Annotated in this window: 4 protein-coding genes and 1 pseudogene; 3 read left to right on the top strand and 2 right to left on the bottom strand. The window is 74.3% G+C overall.

What is annotated here, in order from left to right; genetic code table 11:
• Nucleotides 1-271 precede the first annotated feature (271 nt).
• Entirely contained in the window at nt 272-958 is a 687-nt protein-coding gene (locus ACTWLT_RS03150; protein ID WP_252420075.1) for a response regulator, read from the bottom strand.
• A 2-nt stretch (nt 959-960) separates the two neighbouring features.
• Nucleotides 961-2229 carry an ATP-binding protein gene (locus ACTWLT_RS03145; RefSeq protein WP_252420116.1) on the bottom strand — a complete coding sequence of 423 codons (1269 nt, stop codon included), beginning with the start codon at nt 2227-2229 and terminating at the stop codon, nt 961-963.
• Nucleotides 2230-2388: 159 nt separating this feature from the next.
• Here ACTWLT_RS03145 and ACTWLT_RS03140 point away from each other — a divergent pair, with 159 nt between their 5' ends.
• The 3 genes and pseudogenes from ACTWLT_RS03140 to ACTWLT_RS03130 all read left to right on the top strand — a co-directional run bounded on the left by ACTWLT_RS03140 (nt 2389) and on the right by ACTWLT_RS03130 (nt 6287).
• A complete protein-coding gene (locus tag ACTWLT_RS03140) occupies nt 2389-4227 on the top strand; it encodes a PspC domain-containing protein (protein ID WP_445317027.1) in 1839 nt (612 codons plus the stop codon).
• Nucleotides 4224-4472 (top strand): annotated as a pseudogene (locus ACTWLT_RS03135) (hypothetical protein); the annotation flags it as partial. The gene ACTWLT_RS03140 and the pseudogene ACTWLT_RS03135, both read left to right, overlap by 4 nt.
• 561 nt (nt 4473-5033) lie before the next feature.
• Nucleotides 5034-6287, top strand: a complete 1254-nt coding sequence (locus tag ACTWLT_RS03130; RefSeq protein WP_445317026.1) for a phosphatidylserine decarboxylase — start codon at nt 5034-5036, stop codon at nt 6285-6287.
• Nucleotides 6288-6346: the final 59 nt, after the last annotated feature.

Raw genomic sequence — 6346 nt, 5'->3', positions numbered from 1 at the left:
GGCCACACCGAGCGCCAGCGCGCCACCCGCGACGGCCGCCAGCGCGACCCGCGCCCAGCGTCGTCCTCGTTGTCCGAGCATCAAGATTCGTGCACCTCTCCCCAGAGCGACCCGCAGACGCGGGCACACGTGAGCCACAGCCTCCGCGGGATGCGCAGCACCCGCGCGCGGAGACGGGACCGGGGCATTATGGGACGACGGTTGATCGTTTGTCAGCCCCCGGCGGCGGCATCCGTCTCATGTGCCCCAATTGCCAGGGGAGAGGAATTGGTCACACGAGCCGGCGGTCCGCCGCCCACCGGGAGAGTTCGTAGCGGTTGGACATCTGGAGCTTGCGCAGCACGTTCGACACGTGCGTCTCCACCGTCTTGATGGAGATGAACAGCTCCTTCGCGATCTCCTTGTACGCGTACCCCCGAGCCAGCAGCCGCAGCACCTCCCGCTCCCGGTTGGTGAGCTGGTCCAGCTCCGGGTCGGCGACCGGCGCGTCCGGACGGGCGGCGAAGGCGTCCAGCACGAACCCGGCCAGCCGGGGGCTGAACACGGCGTCACCGTCGGCGACCCGGCGGATCGCCGCGGTCAGTTCGTCCGGCGAGATGGTCTTGGTGACGTATCCCCGGGCACCCGCACGGATCAGCCCGATCACGTCCTCCGCCGCGTCGGAGACGCTCAACGCCAGGAACTTGACCTGCGGGTGACTGCGCCGCATCGCCTCCAGCACCGCGCGACCACCGCCGTCGGGCATGTGCACGTCGAGCAGCACCACGTCCGGCCCGGTGGCAGCGATGCGGGTGACCGCCTCGGCCACCGTGCTCGCCTCGCCCACCACCTCGACGTGGGCGCCGAGTTCCGCACGCACCCCGGCCCGGAACATGGCGTGGTCGTCCACCAGGAACACCCGAAGCCGCTCGGGGCGGGCGTCCGCCGGGTCGAGGTGCTCCATCGGCTGCTCGGCCATGGTCATCTGTTCCTCTCAGCTGCGGAGGAGTCCCGGGAGATCGGCAGGATCAACCGGACCTCGGTCCCCTCCCCCGGTCCGGACCGGATCTCGGCCCGTCCGCCGTGCCGCTTCATCCGCCCGATGATCGAGCCGCGTACGCCGTGCCGGTGGTCCTCCACGGTATCCGGGTCGAAGCCCTTTCCCCGGTCCCGGACGAAGACGCTGACCTGATCGGGCTCCACCTCGGCGTAGAGCGACACCGTCTGCACCTCGGCGTGCCGGGCCGCGTTCACCAACGCCTCCCGGGCGGCGGCGACCAGCGCGCCGACCCGCTCGTCGGTCTCCCGGTCACCGACCACGACCGCCTCCACCGTGATGGCGAAGGTGTCCTCGACCTCGGCCGCGGCCTGTTCCAGGGCGGCGGCGAAGCGCTCGTTCGGTGACGCGGTGGGCTTGTAGAGCCAGTTGCGCAGCGAACGCTCCTGCCCCCGGGCCAGCCGCTGCACCGTCTTGACGTCGGAGGCGTTGCGCTGGATCAGGGCCAACGTGTGCAGGACCTGGTCGTGCACCATCGCCGCCAGTTCGGCCCGCTCCTGTTCGCGGATGCGTCCCTCGCGTTCCGAGCGGAGCTGGCTGTACGTCCGCCAGAGCACCGGCGCGGCGACCACGCCGACCCCCGCCAGCCCCACCAGCGCGAAGATCACGCCGTTGATGACGGCGTCGAAGTTCTGCGCCGGCGAGTAGACCGCCGCGACGCCGATGATGCCGACCGCGACCAGCACCCCGCCGCCGATGAACCGGAGCACGAAGGCCCGCCGGTCACTCTCCTCGACGACCGCGCCGAGCCACGGCACCGGCATGGTGTCGCCCCACCGCCGGCGCCGCTCGGGCGCGGACTGGTGCCAGATGACACCGGCGCCGACCGCGATGATCGCCACCAGCCAGCCGGCGGTGCCCGCCGCGCCGACCGAGTCGAAGACCATCACCTGGATCAGCAGGACCCCGAGCCCGATACCCACGAACGGCAGGAGCTGGGCCACGTCCCGCCGGGGCGGCACCGCCGTGTCGCCGGGCCGCAGCGGCACCACCGCCCAGAAGGCCGCGTAGAGCAGCAGGCCGAGCCCGCTCAACCCGAGCAGCACCATGAACGCCACCCGCACCCGCAGCACCGAGATGCCGAGGTGGTCGGCGATACCGGCGGCGACGCCGGCGGCCATCCGGTGCTCGGGGGCGCGGTAGAGGCGCGGGGGCGGCGGAGTCAAGGTGCTGATCGGAGGCTCCCTGGTCACGGTGGGGTGGGCTCGTCGAGCTCGGTGGATCCGATCGTCACACGTTGCGGCGCCGGCGACCACGGGGACGCCCCCGACATTCCAGCCGCCCGGATCTCAGGGTGGGGTCAGGGTCGGGTCCTGAGGTCGTTCGGGCGGACGGGGCAGCAGGATCGAGACATGACCGAGGAAGCTGCCCCGCCGCCCCGTCCCGGGCCGGCACAGCCGGGCGGTGCATCACCGCCCTCACCAGCCGCGACACCCGCCGGCTGGACCGAGCCCACCACGTTCGGCCCGCCCACCGGCGCGGCCAGCGGGTACGGCACCGGCCCGGCAGCCGACCACGCACCGGGCGACCCGGGAGCGGGCCACGGCGCCGCCGGCACCGGCTACGGGCCGGGCGCCGGCTTCGCCGCCGGCACCGGCTACGGGGCGGGAGGGGCCACCGGCACACCACCCGGGCCGTCGGCGCCGCCACCGCCGCTGGGCGGTGCCGGCTTCACCTCGCGGTACGGGCTGGTCCGCCCGCGCGACGGGCGGTACCTGGCGGGGGTCTGCGCGGCGATCGGCCGTGCCACCAACACCGATCCGGTGCTGTGGCGGGTGCTGCTCGCGGTGCTCGGCTTCTTCGGCGGCATCGGCATCCTGGTGTACGTCGCCGCCTGGCTGATCATCCCCAACGAGGGTGACACCGCGTCCCCGGTGGAATCCATGCTCGGGCGCGGCCGGTCCAGCATGTCGCCGGTGACCGTGATCATCCTGGGCATCCTGGTCGCGGCCAGCTTCGGCTACATCGTCACCGACGCCTTCCGCGCCGTGCTGCTCGGCGCGGCCATCCTGATCGGCGGTGCACTGTTGCTCAACCGGGACAGCCGAGGGCCACAGGCCGGCACGCCGGGCGGCCCGACGCCCGCCGGACCGGTCGGTCCGCCACCCGGGCCGGTCCCGCCGGTCGCCTGGCCGGCACCGGCGTACGGCACCGTGCCGCCCGCCGGCCCGCTGCAGACCGCACCCCTGGCCGGCGGCGACCCGGCGTACACCATGGGCGTGCCGCCGACCGCGCCCTCGCCGACCGTCGGCGCACAGCCGGGCGCCGGTGCGCAGCCGTTCGCCAGCGCGCAGCCGGTGTCCGGGACCGGTCCGGTGTCCGGGCAACCGGCCGGCACGGGTCCACAGGCCGGCTGGCCGGCACCCGCCGCACCGGCCTGGCCCAGCACCGGCATGCCCAGCACCGGCTGGTCGTCGGCACCGGTGACCGGCGCCCCCACCGCCCCGTCCGGCTACCCCGTCGCACCACCTCCACCGCAGACCGGATACCGCCCGCCGTTCGCGCCGCACGGCCCGTACGCCTCGCCGGCCCCGGCCGCGTACCCCCGGCCCAAGCCACCGAAGCCGCCGAAGCGTCCCCGTGAGCGGTCGCCACTGGGCGCGGTGACCTTCTCGCTGATCTTCCTGGCCCTCGGCGTGGTCGCCCTGCTCGATCTGCTGGACGTCTTCGACGTCGGCGCGTCGGCGTACTTCGCGGCCGCTTTGGCCACGATCGGGCTGGGCCTGCTGGTCGGCAGCTGGTTCGGCCGGGCACGCTGGCTGATCGCCCTCGGCCTGGTCACCGTCGCCGCACTGGGGACGGCCACGGTCGCCGAGTCGTACGACCGGATCCGCGGGGTCGACGGCGCGGTGACCTGGGCACCCACCGACTACCGCGACCTCGCCGACCGGTACGAGAACAGCTTCGGCGACGCCGTGCTCGACCTGCGCGCCATCGACTTCTCCAAGCGGGAGAGCCAGGTGACCGTCGCGATCAACTTCGGCCAGGCGACCGTGGTCGTCCCGCCGAACGTGGACGTCACCACGGTGGCCGACGTCAACGCGGGCGACGCCACCATCTTCGGCAACCGGTCCGGCGGGTTGGACGGCCGCCTGCGCGAGTCCACCGATCTCGGCGCGGACGGCGCCGGGGGCGGGACGCTCCGCCTGTACATCCACGTCAATGCGGGCAACCTGGAGGTGACCCGGTGAAGGCACACCGTACGGATCTGGTGTCGTTCGCCTTCGGGCTGGTGTTCCTGGCGCTGTCGGCCTGGTGGCTGCTCGCCCAACTGCTCGGGCTCGCCCTGCCCCCGGTCGGCTGGTTCCTGGCCGGCGCGCTGATCCTGATCGGGGTCTTCGGGCTGGTGGGCGCGCTGCGGTCCGGTCGCCCGAGCCAACCGGAGCCGACCGAGCAGGCCGTCGCGACCGAGCCGGCCGCGCCGGTTTCCGGGGCCTCCGCGCCGACGTCCGGCGCGGGCCTGCCCGCCTGGGAGGCCGAACGCTCCACCTGGGACGCCCCTGCGCCGAGACCGGCATCGGAGTTCCCGACCGCGCAGCTGCAGGTCCCGGAGGCGCCGGCCACGGAGCTGCGGGCACCCGAAGCGCCGACCACCGGGATGCGGGCGCCGGAGACGCCGACAGCGGAGGTGATCCACCCGGCCTGGCTGGCCCACGCGCCGTCCGAGCCGGAGACGGCGCCGAGCTCCGGTCGGCCCGGCGACGAGACCGACGAGCCGACGAGCGGAATCCCCGCCGGTTCGGCCGACGAGCCGACCCTGGTCGACCGGCCGGTCGAGCCCGCCGGCGACCACCAGGGGGACGAACGGGAGGGTCAGCGACGGGAGTCCTGATCCTGCGCCTGCCCGCGTCGGCCATCCTGACCGCTACGGCGGTGCGGCCGGCGCGGGCAGGCGCATATGCTGGCCGGTGGAGATTTCGCCTCCGCCGGCCGGCCCGTCCCGCCGTGGCGGTCCCGCCGCGATTCCCGTCTCTACCCCGTCAGGAGCCCGTCCGACATGACCCAGTCCCCCGCCGTGCGTTCCACCGGTCGGTCCGGTCCGGTCCGCATCGGCGAGCGAGCCGCCCGGACGCTCGTCACCGAGCTGGCCCGGATCAACGATCCCAAGGTCGCCCTGCTGGTCGGGGCGAGCCCGGAGTCCGCGGTGCTGGCCGCGGCGATCGAGGCGCTGCTGCCCGGCGACCGGCTGACCGTGGTGCCCGCCGCGTCGTCCGGCGCCACCGTGCTCCGCGAGCACGTCACCGCCCAGGGCCGGTGGGTCGCCGACCGGGTGCGCGTGGTCGACTCGCTGGCCGAGGCGGAGGCCGCCGGGGTGGTCATCGCCGGCGAGGCGTTCACCGGCACGGCCGAGGAGACCCGCAGCGGCATCGAGGGCATGGCCAAGTACCTCGCCGACGGTGCGGTTCTGAGCGTGGCCACCACCGCCACGCCCGGGCGGACCGCCGGCGCCGCCGCCGAGCTGGCCCGGCAGGACGCCCTCTACGGCGTCGGCGCCGACCTGGTGCTGCGCAACTCGCCGCCGGTACGGGTCTACCGGCTGCGGTTCACCCCTGCCAGCGCGGCCTCGGCCGACCGGTTGGCGCCGGCGCACCGGCCGTCGAGCGTGCCGCTGACCCGGGGCATGCACATCGACTCCAACGGGGTGGCCGCGGCGGGCATCACGCTCGGCCTGGCCGTGCTGGCCCGGGTGGCGCGCCCCTCGTCGAAGCTCTGGCTGCTGCCGGCGTTGGCCGCCGGGCCGGTCGCCGCGTTCTTCCGCGACCCGGAGCGGGACGTGCCGGAGGACCCGAACGCCGTGGTCGCCAGCGCCGACGGGCAGGTCCTGTCGGTGCAGCGGCTGCACGACGAGCGTTTCGGCGACGGCGAGTGGCTGCGGGTCGCGGTCTTCCTGTCGGTGCTGGACGTGCACGTCAACCGGGCTCCGGTCGCGGGCAAGGTGGTGGACTACTTCGTGGCCGATGGCGGCTTCGTCAACGCCATGAAGCCGGACGCCGAGCACAACGTGGCCGCGTACACCGTGCTGGACACCTCGCGCGGCACGGTGGTGGTCGCGCAGCGGACCGGGCTGATCGCCCGCCGGATCGTGCAGCGCGCACCCATCGGCGCGCTGCTGGCGAAGGGTGAGCGCTTCGGGCTGATCCGGTTCGGCTCCCGGACGGACGTCTACCTGCCGGCCGAGGCTGCCGAGCCGATGGTCGGGCCGGGCGACAAGGTCGTCGGCGGGTCCACGGTCATCGCGCGCTGGCGCTGACGCGATCGACAGACGGAAAACGGGGCGCCGCTGACAGCGGTGCCCCGTTTTCGTTGGCG

It is taken from the genome of Micromonospora yongxingensis, assembly GCF_052601155.1.
The sequence above is the reverse complement of the archived record's forward strand: the minus strand, read 5'-3'. Positions and strand labels throughout refer to the sequence as shown.

What these genes read in the sequence shown, in the direction of transcription:
- ACTWLT_RS03150 (WP_252420075.1), bottom strand. Translation starts at nt 958, where the DNA reads ATGGCCGAGCAGCCGATGGAGCACCTCGACCCGGCGGACGCCCGCCCC.
- ACTWLT_RS03140 (WP_445317027.1), top strand. Translation starts at nt 2,389, where the DNA reads ATGACCGAGGAAGCTGCCCCGCCGCCCCGTCCCGGGCCGGCACAGCCG.
- ACTWLT_RS03130 (WP_445317026.1), top strand. Translation starts at nt 5,034, where the DNA reads ATGACCCAGTCCCCCGCCGTGCGTTCCACCGGTCGGTCCGGTCCGGTC.